The following is a 15,751-nucleotide window of genomic DNA, read 5'->3' on the forward strand; positions in this document are numbered from 1 at the left end:
GGACGCACAATGGAAAACCTGCTGATCGTTAATGCTGATGATTTTGGCCTCTCGAAAGGCCAGAACTACGGCATTATTGAAGCCTGTCGCCGGGGAGTTGTGACCTCTACTACGGCACTGGTGAATGGCGAGGCGGTTGAACACGCGGCGCAGCTGAGCCGCGAGGTGCCTGAGCTGGGCGTCGGCATGCATTTTGTGCTGACGCTCGGGATGCCGCTTTCGCCAATGCCGGGCCTGACGCGCGACGGCCAGCTGGGCAAATGGATTTGGGAACTGGCAGAGCAGGATGCTCTGCCGCTCGAAGAGATTGCCGGCGAGCTGGAGCGTCAGTTCAACCGCTTTATTGACGCGTTTGGTAAGGCGCCGACGCACATCGACAGCCATCACCACGTGCATATGATCCCGGCGATTTTCCCGATTGTCGCGGAGTTTGCGCAGCGCAAAGGCGTGGCGATGCGCGTGGACAGGGAGGCGCGCGGCGTGCCCGACTGCGCCGTGACCACCACGGAGGGGTTCAGCAGCGCATTTTACGGCGACGAGATCGACGAAGCGCTGTTCCTGAAGGTGCTGGATGATTCCGCAGCGCGGGGGGAAAAGTCGCTGGAGGTCATGGCGCATCCTGCTTTTGTCGATAACACCGTGCGGAAAAGCGCCTACTGCTGGCCGCGCCTGGCAGAACTTGACGTGCTGACGTCGGCGTCGCTGAAGTATGCGATTGCCGAGCGTGGGTATCGGTTGGGAACGTTCGGGGATCTTTAAGACAAAGCCCGGTGGCGAGGTAAAAGCAAAACGGTAACCTGGGTTACCGTTTTTATTGTTTTCTCCCTCTCCCGTGGGAGAGGGGCGGGGTGAGGGCATCAGGCCGCACAATCGGGAATGATTTTTACGCCGGTATCTGATCAATCTTGCTGCTGCGCGACCACACCCTGTGCGCGGCGAGCAAATCAAACAGCTTCGTCATGAACGCATCGTCAACGTTGTCGCCCTCGACAATGCCGTCCTCACCCTGATCGGCCACCTTCAGCTGCGCCTTAAACCGTCGCGCGTCGCCGGACAGCGCGATCGGTTTCAGGTGCTTGTAGGCTTCCAGCAGATAATACACGGCGTCACCGTTGGTCAGCAGGCTGTCTATATCCCCGCACGGCACAATCACCGCGTCAACGGTCAGCGATGGCGCCCCGGCAAAGGTCGCCGCCACCGGCAGCACGGAGCCGTCATCGGCGGTCACTTCCCCCATGCGGGAATAAAGCAGTTTCGCATGCACGCCCTGGGTTTTCAGCGCCTGCATAATCCCCAGCACGTCGCTGGCGCGGGTTTTGTCGTTCAGCAGGATGGCGACCACGCGGCCTTTAATCGAGCCACCCGGCACGGCATACAGGCTCAGCGACGGATCTTTCTTCACGCCGTTAACTTCTTTTGGCGGGGCAAGGTTGCGCTGCTCATCGGTCAGCGTAATGCCCAGGTTATCCGCAACGCTCTGGGCGAGCTGAATATCAATGCGCGCCAGCTGACCGACGACCCGCTCGCGGATGTAGGTACGCACCACTTTGCTCAGCTCAAAGCTGAAGCCGCCGATAATGTGCTGCTGCTCAATCGGCGTCTGGCTGTTCCAGAACAGGCGAGGGTGGGCGTAATACTCGCCGAACGACGGGCTGCGCTCGCGAATTTTGTTGCCGTCGACACGCTCCTGGTACGATTCGAATCCACCGCGTTTCGGCGCCGGTGGCGTTTCGCGCGGCCAGTTATCGTTAATCGAGTTCGGCTCATAGTTAGCCGGGTTGGTATCAATATCCTGACGGTGCATCCCGTCGCGCTGGAAATTATGGTACGGGCAGGTTGGGCGGTTAATCGGAATTTCGTGGAAGTTCGGCCCGCCAAGACGGCTGATCTGCGTATCGGTGTACGAGAACAAACGTCCCTGCAGGAGCGGATCGTTGGTGAAATCCAGCCCCGGCACGATATGCCCCGGGTGGAACGCAACCTGCTCGTTTTCGGCAAAGAAGTTATCCGGGTTGCGGTTGAGCACCATTTTACCCACCAGCTGAACCGGCACCAGCTCTTCCGGGATCAGCTTCGTCGGGTCAAGCAGGTCGAAATCGAACTTAAATTCATCCTCTTCCGGTATGAGCTGCAGGCCCAGTTCGTATTCCGGGAAGTCGCCCGCTTCAATGGATTCCCACAGCTCGCGGCGATGGAAGTCCGGATCGCGCCCGGTCAGCTTCTGCGCCTCGTCCCATACCAGCGAGGCTTTACCCGCCACCGGCTTCCAGTGGAAGCGGACAAACGTGGCTTTACCCTCGGCGTTGATCAGACGGAAGGTGTGGATGCCAAACCCCTCCATGGTGCGATAGCTGCGCGGAATGCCGCGGTCTGACATCGCCCACATCACGTTGTGTAAGGTTTCAGGCTGAAGGGAGACATAGTCCCAGAAGGTGTCGTGCGCGCTTTGTCCCTGCGGTATGGCCCAGTGGGGCTCCGGTTTTACCGCATGGACAAAGTCAGGAAATTTATGCGCATCCTGAATGAAGAACACCGGGGTGTTATTGCCCACCAGATCGAAAATACCCTCTTCGGTATAAAACTTGGTGGCAAAGCCGCGGATATCCCGGACGGTATCTGCCGAACCCGCGCCGCCCTGTACGGTGGAGAAGCGCACAAATACCGGGGTGATTTTGTCCGGGTCAGAGAGGAAGTCCGCTTTGGTGATCGCTTTCAGGCTCTTGTAGGGCTGGAAGTAGCCGTGCGCAGCGGAACCGCGCGCGTGGACGATGCGTTCCGGAATTCGCTCATGGTCGAAATGGGTGATTTTTTCCCGCAGGATGAAGTCTTCCAGCAGGGTTGGCCCGCGCGCGCCTGCGCGAAGGGAGTTCTGATCGTCAGCAATGCGCACGCCCTGATTGGTGGTGAGCGCAAAACCTTCGCCGCCTTTGCGGTGCGGCTCAAGCGATTTCAGCTTCTCGTTTTCCGCGTCCGGTGATTTCATGCTTCCCGGTGCGGTAGGTTGTTCGCCCGGTGCGGAAGGGCCAGGGGAGGGGCGGTGAGAGCCGTCAGCAGGGGCGAGAGAGTCCATGCCCGGTTGAGATTCCTCAGTGCCATGAATCGGTGATTGATGAGTTTTATCTTTGTTCGACATTGCACGCTTCTCCTTTATCCATTGCTAAAAACCCTATTAAGGATAGAACAATGTCGCGAGATGGCTCGCGAACTAAGAGTTTTCACATGCCGTCATTGACGAAAGGAGCCATCCCGCCCACTCGGAGCGCGACGGAAGGCAGCAGGATCGGCTATCATAGAATTTTCCTGCTTCAAGAATTTGCTTTAGTGAACCAGTCGCTTATGAAACCTCTTCGTCAACAAAACCGCCAGGTTATTAGCTATGTGCCCCGCGTTGAGCCCGCGCCGCCTGACCATGCCCTGAAAGTGGAGGGTTTTCGCGATGTCTGGCAGCTGCGGGGAAAATACGTGGCCTTCGTGCTGATCGGCGAACACTTCCGTCGTTCACCCACGTTTACGGTGCCGGAATCGGCGCAGCGGTGGGCGATGCAGATCCGCCAGGATGAAGAGGTTGAAGAATAACAGCCATAAAAAAACCGCCATCAGGCGGTTTTTTTATTTCTACCGTGATTAACGGTGCGCCAGCTCGGCGTCGTCTTCACTTTCCAGAATCGCTTTGTCGGTCTGCTTCAGCCACTGGCTGGTCAGCGTACCGGCGGTCATGGAGCCGCTCACGTTCAGCGCGGTACGGCCCATGTCGATCAGCGGCTCAACGGAGATTAGCAGCGCGACCAGCGTCACGGGCAGGCCCAGCGCAGGCAGCACAATCAGCGCGGCGAAGGTTGCGCCACCGCCAACGCCCGCAACGCCTGCGGAGCTGATGGTAACAATCCCGACCAGCGTGGCAATCCAGACCGGATCCAGCGGGTTGATGCCCACCGTCGGGGCGACCATCACGGCCAGCATCGCCGGGTACAGACCCGCACAGCCGTTCTGACCAATGGTGGCACCAAAGGAGGCAGAGAAGCTGGCGATGGATTCAGGCACGCCCAGACGACGGGTTTGCGCTTCAACGTTCAGCGGAATAGACGCGGCGCTGGAACGGCTGGTGAAGGCAAAGGTCAGTACCGGCCAGACTTTACGGAAGTATTTCAGCGGGCTGACGCCGTTCACGCCCAGCAGGATGCCGTGCACCACGAACATAATGCCCAGGCCCAGATAAGAGGCGACAACGAAGCTGCCTAGCTTGATGATGTCCTGCAGGTTAGAGCCGGCAACCACTTTGGTCATCAGCGCCAGCACGCCGTAAGGAGTGAGCTGCATGACCAGACGAACCAGCTTCATCACCCAGCTTTGCAGGGTATCAATCGCGGTCAGCACGCGTTCGCCTTTAGGCGCGTCGTCTTTCAGCAGCTTCAGCGCCGCTACGCCCAGGAACGCGGCGAAAATAACCACGCTGATGATCGAGGTTGGACTCGCACCGGTCAGGTCAGCAAACGGGTTCTTCGGAATGAAGGAGAGCACCATCTGCGGCACGGTCAGATCAGCCACTTTACCAACGTAGTTGGTTTGAATCGCGGTCAGACGCGCCGTTTCAGCGGTACCCTGAACCAGGCCTTCTGCGGTCAGGCCAAACAGGTTGGTGACCAGCACACCCACCAGCGCGGCAATCAGCGTGGTGAACAGCAGCGTACCAATGGTGAGGAAGCTGATTTTTCCCAGCTGCGTGGCGTTATGCAGGCGGGCCACGGCGCTCAGAATAGAGGCGAACACCAGCGGCATAACGATCATCTGCAGCAGCTGGACATAGCCGTTACCGACGATGTTGAACCACTGAATAGAGTCTTTCAGAACTGGATTATCGGAGCCATAAATTGCCTGTAATGCCAGACCAAATACGACACCCATGGCCAGACCAACCAGCACTTTTTTCGCCAGGCTCCACTGTTTGTGGCGCGCCTGCGCGAGAAGCAATAGCAATACAACGAACACAACGACGTTCGCGATGAGTGGAAAATTCATCCCCGTTCTCCTGATTTATTATTGGGTCGGTTTTTACCGATCCTGTTGGCGGAAGGTTAGCAGAAGTGTGATGTAGCGCTTATATCCAAATGGAATGGGTTATGACAAATGGGATAATTTTGTCGGTTTACTGTTCAATCTGGTGATGAATAAAGCGATTGAACTGAAATTGCAGCGAATTAATCATCTGGGATGACCAGCGAACTGCACTGTTTTCGGGCAAGGTTTGCGGCATCCAGACGGCGTAAGCAAACAGCGCCATGCACAATACGCGCTCAAGCTGGTTGCCTTTCTGCGGTGCGAGGATGGGAAAACGGAAACGCCATCGGCAGGGCCAAAGCAGCGGCACGCCCGCAGGCGTCAGCATATCGGCGAGAATATGGCTTAAATAGCCCAGCACCATCCCCTGGATGGCATCGGCGGGGACTATCCAGCTTTCAGGCACTTTTAAATAAAAAAGCGTCAGCAGGCCAAACACGGCCAGCAGGCTGTGCGTAAACCCCCGGTGGCCGAACGCGCGGGCGATGGGTTTCGACACCCACTTCAGGCGTTGTCCGAGGAAAGATTTAGGATGGTCAATGTCGGGCAGCAGACAGGTCAATACGGCGGAAGGGACAATATGCCACCAGTCCCCCTGTGCCAGCACGGGGGTGAGTTCAGCGTTTTTGGCAAATACTGCGCACGCAATAGAAAAAAGCAGGTGGCCTTCCGCCGTCATGATAAAACCCACAAAACTGTCAATTCATACAGTATAGGGTTTTTATACAGTAGGCGGAAGAGGTGACGGTGTAACTGTTTGTCACAAACCGGAGGAGGGCGTTAACCGCCCTGCAGATGATGCGCCGTGAGTTCTGCCAGTGAATTAAGCTTCACATCGGCAAGCGCAAACCGGGGATCGTGACGGCCTTCTTCAGCGGGCACCACAATGGAGCGCATCCGCGCAGCCTTCGACGCCACCATACCGTTAACGGAATCTTCCAGCGCAACGCAGTTGAGGGGATCCAGGCCCAGCTTTGCGGCGCAGTCCAGATAGACCTGCGGGTGCGGCTTGCTGTAAGGCAATTTTTCAGCGGACGCCAGCGCGTCGAAACTGTCGCGCAGTTCAAACATCGTGAGCACTTTTTCCAGCATATGCAGCGGTGAAGCGGAAGCCAGGCCAACCTTCAGCCCCTGGGCTTTACACAGCGCAACGGCCTCACGTACGCCGGGCAGCAACGGCCTGTTCTCTTCCACCAGCGAAATGGCGCGGCTGATAATGCGTGCGGTCACCTCATCGCGATTGGGACCTACCCACGGCTGTTGGGCAAACCACAGGTCAACCACCATATCGATGCGCAGGCCCAGCGTATCGGGAAGTTCATTACGGCGGCTGATATCCACGCCCAGGCTGGCCATAACGTCCAGTTCGGCGCGATCCCACAGCGGTTCGGAATCGATCAGCAATCCATCCATGTCAAAAATTGCGGCAAGAATTTGGCGCGGTGTCGACATCACAACGTCTCCTTATCCAGGGTGTTCGACAGACGATACGTGCTAAGCACAATCTGCAATTTAGCATATTGCTTTTAAAGAGCGGGCGAAATTGATGGCCAGCAGGTAGACTTAGGCACAAATAACGCGTCTTTATGAAGAGGAACTGATGACGTATCAACAAGCTGGACGCATTGCAGTCTTAAAACGTATTGCTGGCTGGGTGATTTTTATTCCTGCCGTCATTTCTACGCTGATTTCTGTACTCAAATTTATGTACGATCACAGCGAAAAACAGCCGGGTATCAATGCGGTAATGCTTGATTTCGCTCATGTCATGATTGAGATGATGCGTTTTAATACGCCATTTTTGAATGTCTTCTGGTTTAACTCACCCACCCCGGATTTTCATCAACAGCTGAATATCGGCTTTTGGGTGATATATGCCCTGATCTTTGTCGCGCTGGCGCTGCAGGCCTCTGGCGCGAGAATGAGTCGCCAGACGCGCTTTTTACGCGAAGGCGTTGAGGATCAGTTGATTCTGGAGCAGGCCAAAGGCCCGGAAGGAATGAGTCGGGATCAGATTGAATCCCGCATCGTTGTGCCGCGTCACACCATTTTCCTGCAAATTTTCCCGCTCTATATCCTTCCCGTGATTATCATTGTGGCGGGCTACTTCTTCTTCTCACTGCTCGGTTTTCTGTAAGCGACAGGGGTGGCGGCAAGGCCACCCTTTTCTTCTCAGGCGGCAAGCATACGCTCGAGTGCCCGCTGCGCGTTAACAAGGTGTTCTCCGCCAAAAAGAATGGCACGGTTCATCAGCGTATATAGCTGATACACCGGCTGGCGGTCCAGGAAACCGGGCGGCAGGGGGGAAACAGACTGGTATCCGTCGTATATTTGCGGCGGCTGCTCAGGATGAAGCGGCAGCATGGCAAGATCGCACTCTCTGTCACCCCAGTAGCAGGCCGGGTCAAAGATGTACGGGCCGTTGGGACCCAGCGCGCAGTTATTGGACCACAAATCGCCGTGAAGCAGCGACGCCTGAGGCTGGTGGGATGCCAGACGCTGTTGAACGTGCTCAACGATGGCATCAATATTGCCAAATTCCAGTCCTTTTTCGGCGGCCAGCTCAAGCTGCCAGCCAATGCGCTGCTCGGCAAAAAATGTCGACCAGCGACGCTGCCAGGCATTGGGCTGTGGCGTGGTGGAGAGATCGTTGTCAAAATCGAGACCAAACTGCGGCTGGTCGCTCCATTGGTGCAGGCGCGCTAACTGTTGGCCAAGGATGAACGCATTATGGGCATCTAGCGGGCGGGCGGGGAGATATTCCATTACCAGGAAGCTGTAGTCGCGGTCGCTCCCCACGGCCAGAACCTGCGGGACCGTGACCGTTTTACTGCGCGACAACAGCTCCAGCTGGTCGGCTTCGGCGGTAAATATTGGAAGCAGCTCTCGCTCATCGCACTTAACGAAAAGATCGCGTCCTGCGTAGCGTAAATGCCACGCGGCGTGGATCTCACCGCCTGGCAGTTCGTTACGCAGTTCAATTTCACCTTCACCCAGCTGCTCACGTAAAAGATGACTGATAGCCTGCCACATGTTGTCTCTCCCATGTTGTCTGCCAGATCATAAAGTTAGCGCATAACTGCGGTAAAAAAATACGAACTAACGCACACCTGAGCGGTTTAAATTCATACAGCGCACTTATTGTTCTTTTTTCCGCCAGCTTTCCCAGGTATCCACGTCAATCCCGGCAGGCTTATCGGTCACGCTCTCCACCAGACTGGCGGCCAGCGCATGAACCTCTTCCTGGCTAAGGGCACCGATCAGACCAAATGTCAGGGTGCCTAAATCATGAATGTTGCCCTCGTCATCCGTCAGCGTGAGGAGAAAATTAGCCCGGGTGAAAGCATTGTTGAGCTCATTCAGCTCGGTCAGCGATGCTTCATGAAGGTTGATGGTCACGACGTAGCGTGTGATGTCACCACTGCTCATAATTCACCTCATTGTTATCATGGAAGTTTTCTTAGCATAGTCGATAGTTTGCGTTTGGCGACCCAGAGAGGACATTCCCCTCCGTAAAGACGAAGGGGAACAGGCGTTAATTTCGGGACAGGTAATCGACGATTTTTTGCGTATCGGCAAGTGAACAGAGACGCGTGCCCTGGTTGATGGTGGCGGCGCTGCCCGCCGCCACGCCGTAGCGTGTCATCTCGAGCAGAGACGCGCCCTGCGCCAGTTTTAGCGTCATCGCACCCACCATGCTATCGCCCGCGCCAACCGTGCTCTGACTCTTCATCGGCGGTGGGACAACCTGAACGGACGAAGACTCATCGACTGCCAGCGCCCCCTGAGGGCCAAGGGAGACTACTACGCGCCGCGCTTTTCCGCTGCGCACCAGCTCCTGCGCGGCGGTGCGCACATCATCAGGCTGCGTCAGTTCGCGGTTGACCAGCGCGCTTAACTCTTTCTGGTTGGGTTTGACCAGCTCCAGATTGCCCGGCACCAGGGCCGCCTGCAGGGCCTCGCCGCTGCTGTCGACAATGCAGCGGATGCCGCGCTGTTGCGCAGCCTGAATCAGCGCTGTTAATTTTTCCGTGCTTACGCCGGGCGGCAGGCTGCCGCTTATCACCAGCAGCGCGCCGCTTTCTATCGTCAGCACTTTCTCTTCAAGCTGACGAAACTCGTCATCGCTGAGTTTCGCGCCCGGCATGACAAAACGGTACTGCTCGCCGCTGGATCCCACGTGGACATGCAGGTTTTGCCGCGTCCAGTCTTTGGCCTCAACGGTTTCAACCGCCACCTGTTCATCGGCCAGTAGAGAGATCAGATGTTCACCGGTGGCACCGCCTGCGGGGAAAATTGCCGTGGCTTTGCCGCCGAGATGTGTAATGGCGCGCGCCACGTTGATCCCGCCGCCGCCGGGCTCAAAGACCGGGGCGCTGCAGCGCAATTTACCTTCCGGGTAAATCTGCGGCGTCAGGGTGGCGGAATCCAGGGAAGGGGAGAGCGTCAGAGTATAAATAGAAACCATCATTACCTCCTTTTAGCATGGGTTCTTATTAGCCTGGCACCATTTGTCAGGAAGGCAATGTAAATAACAGTATGATTTTAAATATGAATACTGACAAAAAGTGAGGCGGAGGATATATAAAATAAAACGCTTTTTGAGATCGTTCTTATTCAAAAAATGAAATAAGAAAACATTGCTATGTTATTTGCGGCTTTTTATAATTTGTTACCTTTCTCTGGACGCCTTGTCATTGATCCTCAAGAAAGATTCCGGGACCGTGTGGTCTCTTTTTTTGTTGTACGGACTCCTTAATAAAATGAAGCTTTTAAAGACAGTGCCCGCTGCACTGATGCTGGCGGGTGGCGTGTTTGCGGCTATGAACGCAACCGCTGATGATACCGTTTTTACTGTCATGGACGATCCTTCCACCGCGAAAAAACCGTTTGAAGGTAACCTGAACGCCGGGTACCTGGCACAATCCGGTAACACGAAAAGCTCTTCTCTGACGGCGGACAGTACGCTCACCTGGTACGGCAACACTACCGCCTGGTCTCTGTGGGGTAATGCCAGCAACACTTCCGCTAATGACGAACGTTCTTCCGAGAAATATGCGGTAGGCGGACGTAGCCGTTACAACATGACCGACTATGACTACCTGTTTGGACAGGCAAGCTGGTTAACTGACCGTTACAACGGTTATCGCCAGCGCGATGTGTTCACCGCCGGTTATGGTCGCCAGTTCCTGAACGGTCCGGTACACAGCCTCCGTTTTGAATTCGGTCCTGGTGTACGTTATGACGAGTACACTAATGGCGGTACCAAAACCCAACCGCTCGGTTACGCTTCCGGTACCTATGCCTGGCAGATGACTGACAACACCAAATTTACCCAGGGTGTTTCTGTATTTGGTGCCGACGACACGACGCTGAACTCTGAGACGGCGCTGAACGTGGCTATCAACGAACACTTTGGCCTGAAAGTCGCCTACAACGTGACCTGGAACTCTTCACCACCAGAATCTGCGCCGGATCATACCGACCGCAGAACCACGGTTTCACTGGGTTATAGAATGTAATAAAAGCGGGCCGATGATAATGTCGGCCCGTTTATTGTCTGCGGTCTTTTGACGTCCCTTCTGATGACCTGCCTTCGCCACTAGCCCCAAATCATTGCCGCCCAACGGAGTAGCAGCATTGCGCCGCAGATGGCAATCAGCACCAGCACCATTTTCCAGTGTTTTACGGCAAATCGTTTAGTTGGCATAACCTAATCCTTATTGGTTGATACCCACAGTCTACCAAACAGGGCCGAAATATGCCCCTTCTCAGGATCGATTGGGTTATGCCAGCGCAGGGTTCGGCTCAGAACCAGTGGAATCGTTCGGCGAGAATCAATAATAAACCTGTGGCGGAAAGGACATTCAATATCACAACCGTTCTGCTGGATACGTTCATGGTATGCACCTTTGGGTTTAAAGACCTGTTCAAGAGTAGCCCAGCATCTTCGAAATGCGAGCGCAGGGGAGAAGCAACCTGCAAATTCGTACAAAAGTGCCAGCCATCAATCTGGCCGCAGAGGGTGCAATCTCCTTTCCGTTAGTGTTAACATTACGTCGCTTGCCGTAAATCCGCATTAATCTGAATTCGGCAGGTGAATGATGACGAACCAATTTGACGATTGTTGGTCAGATGGTGTCGTAATCTATTGTCAAATCACGATTATTTTCTTTGTATATGCTCTTATGTGTGGGGCATCACTGCAAATAAGGATATAAAATGCCTGTAATTACTCTTCCTGATGGCAGTCAACGCCATTTCGACCGTGCTGTTAGCCCAATGGATGTTGCCCTGGACATCGGTCCTGGTCTCGCGAAAGCGACTATCGCTGGCCGCGTTAACGGTGAGCTGGTGGATGCTTCCGATCTGATCGAAAACGATGCGACGCTTGCAATCATCACTGCTAAAGACGAAGAAGGTCTGGAGATCATTCGTCACTCCTGCGCGCACCTGTTAGGCCATGCCATCAAACAGCTGTGGCCAAACACCAAAATGGCGATCGGTCCGGTTATCGACAACGGTTTCTACTATGACGTTGACCTTGACCACACCCTGACTCAGGAAGATATCGACGCGCTCGAAAAACGCATGCACGAGCTCGCCGAAACGAACTATGACGTCATCAAGAAGAAAGTCAGCTGGCACGAAGCGCGTGAAACCTTCGTGAAGCGCGGCGAGAGCTATAAAGTCTCTATTCTTGACGAAAACATTTCGCATGATGACAAGCCTGGCTTGTACCATCACGAAGAATACGTCGACATGTGCCGTGGACCGCACGTGCCGAACATGCGCTTCTGTCATCACTTTAAGCTGATGAAGATCGCGGGCGCCTACTGGCGTGGCGACAGCAACAACAAGATGTTGCAGCGTATTTATGGTACCGCGTGGGCCGATAAAAAAGCCCTGAACGCGTACCTGCTGCGCCTGGAAGAGGCGGCGAAGCGTGACCACCGTAAAATCGGTAAGCAGCTTGACCTGTACCACATGCAGGAAGAAGCGCCGGGTATGGTGTTCTGGCATAACGACGGCTGGACTATCTTCCGTGAACTGGAAACTTTCGTACGCTCCAAGCTGAAAGAGTACCAGTATCAGGAAGTGAAAGGCCCGTTCATGATGGACCGTGTGCTGTGGGAAAAAACCGGCCACTGGGACAACTACAAAGATGCGATGTTCACCACCTCGTCTGAGAACCGTGAATACTGCATCAAGCCAATGAACTGTCCGGGCCACGTTCAGATCTTCAACCAGGGTCTGAAATCCTACCGCGACCTGCCGCTGCGTATGGCTGAGTTCGGTAGCTGCCACCGTAACGAACCATCAGGTGCGCTGCACGGTCTGATGCGCGTTCGTGGCTTTACTCAGGATGATGCGCATATCTTCTGTACTGAAGATCAGGTCCGTGACGAAGTTAACGCCTGTATTCGTATGGTCTACGATATGTACAGCACCTTTGGCTTCGAGAAGATCGTCGTCAAACTCTCAACGCGTCCGGAAAAACGTATCGGTAGCGATGAGACCTGGGATCGCGCAGAAGCGGATCTCGCCGTGGCGCTGGAAGAGAACGGCATTCCGTTCGAATACCAGCTGGGCGAGGGCGCATTCTACGGTCCGAAAATTGAATTTACCCTGTATGACTGCCTCGATCGCGCATGGCAGTGCGGTACTGTACAGCTGGACTTCTCCCTGCCGCAGCGTTTAAGCGCCTCTTATGTTGGCGAAGACAACGAGCGTCAGGTACCGGTAATGATTCACCGTGCAATTCTCGGTTCTCTGGAGCGCTTCATCGGCATCCTGACCGAAGAGTTCGCTGGCTTCTTCCCAACCTGGCTTGCGCCAGTGCAGGTCGTGGTGATGAACATTACCGATTCTCAGGCAGATTACGTTAAAGAATTGACGCAGAAACTACAAAATGCGGGCATTCGCGTAAAAGCAGACTTGAGAAATGAGAAGATTGGCTTTAAAATCCGCGAGCACACTTTACGTCGTGTCCCGTATATGTTGGTCTGTGGTGATAAAGAGGTGGAAGCAGGCAAAGTTGCCGTTCGCACCCGCCGTGGTAAAGACCTGGGCAGCCTGGACGTAAGTGAAGTGATTGAGAAGCTGCAACAAGAGATTCGCAGCCGCAGTCTTCAACAACTGGAGGAATAAGGTATTAAAGGCGGAAAACGAGTTCAAACGGCACGTCCGAATCGTATCAATGGCGAGATTCGCGCCCAGGAAGTTCGCTTAACAGATCTTGAAGGTGAACCACTGGGGATTGTGAGTCTGAGAGAAGCGATCGAAAAAGCTGAAGAAGCTGGAGTAGATTTAGTTGAAATCAGCCCTAACGCCGAACCGCCAGTTTGTCGTATCATGGACTACGGCAAGTTCCTTTATGAAAAGAGTAAGTCTTCTAAGGAACAGAAGAAGAAGCAAAAAGTTATCCAGGTTAAGGAAATCAAATTCCGTCCTGGTACCGACGATGGCGATTATCAGGTAAAACTCCGCAGCCTGATTCGCTTTCTGGAAGATGGCGATAAGGCCAAGATCACACTGCGTTTCCGCGGTCGTGAGATGGCCCACCAACAGATTGGTATGGAAGTGCTTAACCGCGTCCGTGACGATCTGAGTGAACTGGCAGTAGTCGAATCCTTCCCTACGAAGATCGAAGGCCGCCAGATGATCATGGTGCTCGCTCCTAAGAAGAAACAGTAAGGCCTTCAAGCAGCAAAATCTGTGGAGCCTTCGGGTTTCATAGGTTTTGTTCGCCTATGTTTCGTTTATTTAACAATGCGAAGTGGAAGTTATTAAGATGCCAAAAATTAAGACCGTACGCGGTGCTGCTAAGCGCTTCAAAAAAACCGGTGGTGGTGGATTTAAGCGTAAGCACGCAAACCTGCGTCATATTCTGACCAAAAAATCTACTAAGCGTAAACGTCACCTGCGTCCAAAAGGCCTCGTTTCTAAAGGCGATCTGGGTCTGGTTATCGCGTGCCTGCCGTACGCATAAGCCGTTAACGTTTAATTTTTTTACTAAGAATATAGATACAGGAGAGCACATATGGCTCGCGTAAAACGTGGTGTAATTGCACGTGCACGTCACAAGAAAATTTTGAAACAAGCTAAAGGCTACTACGGTGCGCGTTCACGCGTTTACCGCGTTGCCTTCCAGGCTGTTATCAAAGCAGGTCAGTACGCTTACCGTGACCGTCGTCAGCGTAAGCGTCAGTTCCGTCAACTGTGGATTGCGCGTATCAACGCAGCAGCACGTCAGAACGGTATTTCTTACAGCAAATTCATCAACGGCCTGAAAAAAGCCTCTGTTGAAATCGACCGTAAGATCCTGGCTGACATCGCAGTATTCGACAAAGTAGCGTTCACCGCTCTGGTCGAAAAAGCGAAAGCAGCACTGGCATAAGCCAGTTGAAAGAGGGGGCTTTGCTCCCTCTTTTCATTTAACACCATCAGAAGATTGACATTTATCCGTCCAGGCTTTTCAATAAGGTCTTAACGGTTTTACCAGACAAGGTAACGCAAGCATGAATGCTGCTATTTTCCGCTTCTTCTTTTACTTTAGCACCTGATTTCAGGAGGCTAGCGCGTGAAAGATGAAACGAAAAACAGCGCCAGATAAGCCTCCCGATGGAGGCTTTTTTTGTGCCTGAATTTGAGAGAATAACTCCACCAAATCGGTGTCTGCACCGACATAATGAGGAAAATCATGTCACATCTCGCAGAGCTGGTTGCCAGTGCAACAGCCGCCATTAATCAGGCCTCAGATGTTGCCGCGTTAGACAATGTCCGCGTCGAATATCTTGGGAAGAAAGGGCACCTGACCCTTCAGATGACAACCCTGCGTGAGCTGCCGGCAGAAGAACGCCCGGCAGCGGGTGCGGTGATTAACGAAGCTAAAGAGCAGGTACAGCAGGCGCTGAACGCGCGCAAAGCTGAGCTGGAAAGCGCGGTGCTGAATGCGCGTCTGGCCGCAGAGACGATCGACGTTTCTCTGCCGGGTCGCCGTATCGAAAACGGTGGTCTGCATCCGGTTACCCGCACCATCGATCGTATTGAAAGTTTCTTCGGTGAGCTCGGCTTTACCGTGGCGACTGGCCCGGAAATCGAAGATGATTACCACAACTTCGACGCCCTGAACATTCCTGGCCATCATCCGGCACGCGCTGACCACGACACTTTCTGGTTCGACGCTACGCGTCTGCTGCGTACTCAGACCTCCGGCGTTCAGATCCGTACCATGAAGGATCAGGCGCCGCCAATTCGTATTATCGCGCCGGGCCGCGTCTATCGTAACGACTACGATCAGACCCACACCCCAATGTTCCACCAGATGGAAGGTCTGATTGTTGATAAAAACATCAGCTTCACCAACCTGAAGGGCACGCTGCACGATTTCCTGAACAACTTCTTTGAGGAAGATCTGCAGGTTCGTTTCCGCCCGTCCTACTTCCCGTTCACCGAACCGTCTGCGGAAGTTGACGTGATGGGTAAAAACGGCAAATGGCTGGAAGTGCTGGGCTGCGGCATGGTGCATCCAAACGTACTGCGCAACGTGGGTATCGATCCGGAAGTTTACTCCGGCTTTGCCTTCGGCATGGGCATGGAGCGTCTGACCATGCTGCGTTACGGCGTGACCGACTTACGTGCATTCTTCGAAAACGATCTGCGTTTCCTCAAACAGTTTAAATAAGGGCAGGAC

Annotated in this window: 19 protein-coding genes and 1 other annotated feature; of the genes, 10 read left to right on the top strand and 9 right to left on the bottom strand. The window is 54.2% G+C overall.

What is annotated here, in order from left to right; genetic code table 11:
* The first annotated feature begins 9 nt into the window (after positions 1–9).
* A complete protein-coding gene (chbG, locus tag ACJ69_RS04670) occupies positions 10–759 on the top strand; it encodes a chitin disaccharide deacetylase (RefSeq protein ID WP_059346541.1) in 750 nt (249 codons plus the stop codon).
* 124 nt (positions 760–883) lie between these two features.
* Here chbG and katE read toward each other — a convergent pair whose 3' ends face one another.
* Positions 884–3,133, bottom strand: a complete 2,250-nt coding sequence (katE, locus tag ACJ69_RS04675) for a catalase HPII (protein WP_059346543.1) — start codon at positions 3,131–3,133, stop codon at positions 884–886.
* An 86-nt stretch (positions 3,134–3,219) separates the two neighbouring features.
* Between katE and cedA the strand changes: the two genes are divergently transcribed.
* Positions 3,220–3,576, top strand: a complete 357-nt coding sequence (gene cedA, locus ACJ69_RS04680) for a cell division activator CedA (RefSeq protein WP_074166726.1) — start codon at positions 3,220–3,222, stop codon at positions 3,574–3,576.
* 48 nt (positions 3,577–3,624) lie between these two features.
* Here cedA and ACJ69_RS04685 read toward each other — a convergent pair whose 3' ends face one another.
* The 3 genes from ACJ69_RS04685 to hxpB form a co-directional block, all read right to left on the bottom strand.
* Positions 3,625–5,016: an L-cystine transporter gene (locus tag ACJ69_RS04685; protein ID WP_029740442.1), complete on the bottom strand. Its 1,392-nt coding sequence runs from the start codon at positions 5,014–5,016 to the stop codon at positions 3,625–3,627.
* Positions 5,017–5,143: 127 nt separating this feature from the next.
* The gene (locus ACJ69_RS04690) at positions 5,144–5,734 is read right to left on the bottom strand and encodes a metal-dependent hydrolase (RefSeq protein WP_014883483.1); all 591 of its coding nucleotides are present in this window, start codon (positions 5,732–5,734) and stop codon (positions 5,144–5,146) included.
* 101 nt (positions 5,735–5,835) lie between these two features.
* Positions 5,836–6,507, bottom strand: coding sequence for a hexitol phosphatase HxpB (gene hxpB / locus ACJ69_RS04695; protein WP_033145270.1), 672 nt, complete (start codon positions 6,505–6,507; stop codon positions 5,836–5,838).
* A 148-nt stretch (positions 6,508–6,655) separates the two neighbouring features.
* Here hxpB and ACJ69_RS04700 point away from each other — a divergent pair, with 148 nt between their 5' ends.
* On the top strand, positions 6,656–7,192 hold the full coding sequence (locus tag ACJ69_RS04700) for a YniB family protein (protein WP_047648045.1): 537 nt from the start codon (positions 6,656–6,658) through the stop codon (positions 7,190–7,192).
* Between the two features lie 35 nt (positions 7,193–7,227).
* On the opposite strand, the gene ACJ69_RS04705 is transcribed toward ACJ69_RS04700, so the two are convergent.
* The 3 genes from ACJ69_RS04705 to pfkB form a co-directional block, all read right to left on the bottom strand.
* On the bottom strand, positions 7,228–8,088 hold the full coding sequence (locus ACJ69_RS04705; protein WP_029740438.1) for a fructosamine kinase family protein: 861 nt from the start codon (positions 8,086–8,088) through the stop codon (positions 7,228–7,230).
* A gap of 105 nt (positions 8,089–8,193) precedes the next feature.
* A complete protein-coding gene (gene ghoS, locus ACJ69_RS04710) occupies positions 8,194–8,484 on the bottom strand; it encodes a type V toxin-antitoxin system endoribonuclease antitoxin GhoS (protein ID WP_054829550.1) in 291 nt (96 codons plus the stop codon).
* A gap of 106 nt (positions 8,485–8,590) precedes the next feature.
* Positions 8,591–9,523, bottom strand: a complete 933-nt coding sequence (gene pfkB, locus ACJ69_RS04715; protein WP_059346545.1) for a 6-phosphofructokinase II — start codon at positions 9,521–9,523, stop codon at positions 8,591–8,593.
* A 295-nt stretch (positions 9,524–9,818) separates the two neighbouring features.
* Here pfkB and ACJ69_RS04720 point away from each other — a divergent pair, with 295 nt between their 5' ends.
* Positions 9,819–10,577 (top strand): DUF481 domain-containing protein, encoded by a 759-nt coding sequence (locus tag ACJ69_RS04720; RefSeq protein WP_059346547.1) that lies wholly within the window; start codon positions 9,819–9,821, stop codon positions 10,575–10,577.
* A gap of 80 nt (positions 10,578–10,657) precedes the next feature.
* Here the strand turns inward: ACJ69_RS04720 and yniD are convergent, their stop codons facing one another.
* Together yniD and yncL are read right to left on the bottom strand one after the other, a co-directional pair.
* Positions 10,658–10,765 carry a small membrane protein YniD gene (gene yniD / locus ACJ69_RS25140; protein WP_008500658.1) on the bottom strand — a complete coding sequence of 36 codons (108 nt, stop codon included), beginning with the start codon at positions 10,763–10,765 and terminating at the stop codon, positions 10,658–10,660.
* 98 nt (positions 10,766–10,863) lie between these two features.
* The gene (yncL, locus tag ACJ69_RS23840; RefSeq protein ID WP_071886547.1) at positions 10,864–10,956 is read right to left on the bottom strand and encodes a stress response membrane protein YncL; all 93 of its coding nucleotides are present in this window, start codon (positions 10,954–10,956) and stop codon (positions 10,864–10,866) included.
* A gap of 321 nt (positions 10,957–11,277) precedes the next feature.
* On the opposite strand from yncL, the gene thrS reads away from it, so the two are divergent.
* From thrS to pheS, 6 genes are all read left to right on the top strand, one after another.
* Positions 11,278–13,206 carry a threonine--tRNA ligase gene (gene thrS / locus ACJ69_RS04725; RefSeq protein WP_008500657.1) on the top strand — a complete coding sequence of 643 codons (1,929 nt, stop codon included), beginning with the start codon at positions 11,278–11,280 and terminating at the stop codon, positions 13,204–13,206.
* Between the two features lie 3 nt (positions 13,207–13,209).
* The gene (gene infC, locus ACJ69_RS04730) at positions 13,210–13,752 is read left to right on the top strand and encodes a translation initiation factor IF-3 (RefSeq protein ID WP_014069901.1); all 543 of its coding nucleotides are present in this window, start codon (positions 13,210–13,212) and stop codon (positions 13,750–13,752) included.
* A 97-nt stretch (positions 13,753–13,849) separates the two neighbouring features.
* Positions 13,850–14,047 (top strand): 50S ribosomal protein L35, encoded by a 198-nt coding sequence (rpmI, locus tag ACJ69_RS04735; protein ID WP_003030583.1) that lies wholly within the window; start codon positions 13,850–13,852, stop codon positions 14,045–14,047.
* A gap of 51 nt (positions 14,048–14,098) precedes the next feature.
* Positions 14,099–14,455, top strand: coding sequence for a 50S ribosomal protein L20 (gene rplT / locus ACJ69_RS04740; protein WP_000124850.1), 357 nt, complete (start codon positions 14,099–14,101; stop codon positions 14,453–14,455).
* Positions 14,456–14,571: 116 nt separating this feature from the next.
* Positions 14,572–14,696, top strand: a sequence feature (Phe leader region).
* A complete protein-coding gene (gene pheM, locus ACJ69_RS25145) occupies positions 14,577–14,621 on the top strand; it encodes a pheST operon leader peptide PheM (protein ID WP_001386830.1) in 45 nt (14 codons plus the stop codon). It overlaps the preceding feature by 45 nt.
* A gap of 62 nt (positions 14,697–14,758) precedes the next feature.
* Complete coding sequence (gene pheS / locus ACJ69_RS04745) at positions 14,759–15,742, top strand: phenylalanine--tRNA ligase subunit alpha (protein WP_029740434.1); 984 nt, start codon at positions 14,759–14,761, stop codon at positions 15,740–15,742.
* The last annotated feature ends 9 nt before the right edge of the window (positions 15,743–15,751 follow it).

Source organism: Enterobacter asburiae (assembly GCF_001521715.1).
GTDB lineage: Bacteria > Pseudomonadota > Gammaproteobacteria > Enterobacterales > Enterobacteriaceae > Enterobacter > Enterobacter asburiae.